The organism is Pseudomonas sp. BAV 4579, assembly GCF_009765395.1.
Classification (GTDB): domain Bacteria; phylum Pseudomonadota; class Gammaproteobacteria; order Pseudomonadales; family Pseudomonadaceae; genus Chryseomonas; species Chryseomonas aestiva.
Genome location: NZ_WHOV01000202.1, coordinates 1 through 2,281, shown reverse-complemented (window position 1 = coordinate 2,281; position 2,281 = coordinate 1). Strand labels below are relative to the sequence as shown.

Annotated in this window: 3 protein-coding genes and 1 pseudogene; all 4 read right to left on the bottom strand. The window is 63.8% G+C overall.

What is annotated here, in order from left to right:
• Positions 1-159: 159 nt before the first annotated feature.
• A complete protein-coding gene (locus GSQ95_RS24950; RefSeq protein ID WP_158894740.1) occupies positions 160-387 on the bottom strand; it encodes a hypothetical protein in 228 nt (75 codons plus the stop codon).
• 243 nt (positions 388-630) lie between these two features.
• Positions 631-1,560: a sugar ABC transporter substrate-binding protein gene (locus GSQ95_RS24945; RefSeq protein ID WP_158894738.1), complete on the bottom strand. Its 930-nt coding sequence runs from the start codon at positions 1,558-1,560 to the stop codon at positions 631-633.
• A 126-nt stretch (positions 1,561-1,686) separates the two neighbouring features.
• Positions 1,687-1,851: a hypothetical protein gene (locus tag GSQ95_RS24940; protein ID WP_158894735.1), complete on the bottom strand. Its 165-nt coding sequence runs from the start codon at positions 1,849-1,851 to the stop codon at positions 1,687-1,689.
• A 315-nt stretch (positions 1,852-2,166) separates the two neighbouring features.
• Positions 2,167-2,281 (bottom strand): annotated as a pseudogene (locus GSQ95_RS24935) (inositol 2-dehydrogenase); the annotation flags it as partial.

Genomic DNA, 2,281 nt, shown 5'->3' with positions numbered 1-2,281 from the left:
CCTTGACGCCGGGAAACTCCTTGGTGACGTCGACGATTTCCAGCAGGTATTCGCTGGACGCCGCGGTGGCTGGCAGGGCGCCCGGCGCGGCGGCGGTGGCGGAACTTAGCATGGTCACGCTCTCCTCGCGGCCCGCCACCGGGCGGCCCGCGGCTTAGGTCATAGACGCTGGAACTGCGGATAGGCGTCGGGGGCGGCGGCGGTAGCGGCTGGATCGACGCTACGGTCCTGGAGCTGCTGGGCGCGGATCAGGTCGGCGAGGGAATGGGTGACGGCGACGCCCAGGCGCAGCGCGGCCGCGGCGGCCCCACTGCAGGTCAGCAGCAGGCCGAGGCAACGGGTGAGCGGAATGCGGACAAGCGCGAGCGCCAAGGGAGCGGACGACATGATCACACCTTCTTATTGTTGTAGCGGCCTTCGCGAGCGAAGACCTCATCGGATCTAGCCAATGCCCCGACTTTGATTGGAATTTATTTTCCAGTCAACATATTTTTGGAAATTATTTTACTAGCGGCGAGCCAATAAAAAAGGCCCCTCGCGGGAGCCTTTTTCGGCAGGGAGCCACCCTCTCCAGGATGCCCCTGAGCGTCACGCCCGCAGCTTTGCGGACATGACGGGCAGCGCCATTCCCTATTGCTTGAGCATGGCCTGGAACTCGGCGACATTCTCTGGAGTGATGAGGCGATAGGGAATGGTCACGTTCTGTTCCACGTTTTCCTTCTTGGCCAGCTTCTCGGCGGCGTTGAGGGCGCCTTCGGCCTGGCCACGTGCATCCTGGTACACCGACACACTCATCAGGCCGCGCTTGATGGCCGCCAGGGCATCGGGGGTGCCGTCCACGCCGCCGACCAGCACGCCCTGCTTGCCGGCCTGCTTGAGCGCCATGGCCGCGCCGATGGCCATTTCATCGTTGTTCGACAGGATGCCGTCGATCTCCTTGCCGGCCAGCAACCAGTTGCTGGTTAGGTCCATGCCCTTGTCGCGCAACCACATGCCGGTCTGTTCCTCGACGATCTTGATGCCGGGATACTTGCCGAGGATCTCCTTGAAGCCGGCCGTCCGCACCTGGGTCGAGTTGTTCGACAGCTCACCCAGCAGGATCGCCACCTGCCCCTTGCCGCCCAGCTTGTCGGCGATGTACTGCGCCTGCAGATGCCCGGCCTCGCGGTCGTTGGAGGTCACGGTCACCACCCCGGCCGGCAGCTTGGCGTCATCCGGCTTGCGGTTGACGAACACCAGCGGAATGCCCGCCTTGCTCGCCGACTCGATCAGGTTGCGCGTGGCTGCGGTATCCACCGGGTTGACGATCACCGCATCGACCTTCTGGCTGATGAAGCTCTGCACCTGGTTGAGCTGCTTGACCACGTCGTTGCGGGCGTCTTCGAACTGCAGCGAAATGCCACCCTGCTTGGCCTTCTTGCTCATGTTTTCGCGCAAGTAGGTCAGGTAGTTGTCATCGAAGGTGGGCATGCTCACGCCGATCTTCAGATCGGCCAGCACGGAGGTGCTGGCCAGGAGCAGAGACACGGCGAGGGCGGTGAGGTGAGGTTTGCAAGGCATGGAAACACTCCGTTCTGGGCGGGATGGCAAAGGCACAGCGCGGCGCCGACGCGAGACACCCCCGCGGGATCGCCGACCGGGAGCGGTGGCGCCGCGGTAACTGGGTGCGCGCGGGTCAGCCGCGCGTCACTTGAGTCGATAGAGGACAGGCGCGCCAGGCATGGCGCCGATCACGGCATCTGCGCGCTCGTGACTGCACAGCCGGAGTAGCCAACCCAGGATGGCCGGCAGTGGCGGGGAGAGTTCGGACGCAGGAGTCGCGCTGACCGCAGGGGATACGGAAGTTTTCATGGGAAGGGCACCTGATCTTGTTCTTGTTGGTTACGCATTGGCCAGGCGGCGCAAGGTCGTGTTCGTGCAGCTACCTGAAACCACTGTATTGGAATTTTATTTCCAATACAAATGTTCTGGAAAAAATATACAGGCTGCTTTTGGAGCCGGCGTAAATCCGTGTTGCAGGCTGCCGCCCGTCATAGGCGCAGGCTTTGTTCCTGGCGTCCAGCGGGCTACCGCCAGACGTGCTGGATACCGCGGCCCGGTCACGAAAGCGCTCCGGCAAGGTGTCGCGCGCGTCTCGCCGCGGCACCTGACGCCAGCGGACGACGGTCAGCCGTAGAAGGCCGGTCGGCTGGGCAGACTGATGGGCTCGATGGCGCCGCTGTCCTGGGCCTTGATGCAGGCGTCGGCGGTGACCGCGGCGATGTAGCCGTCCCAGGACGAC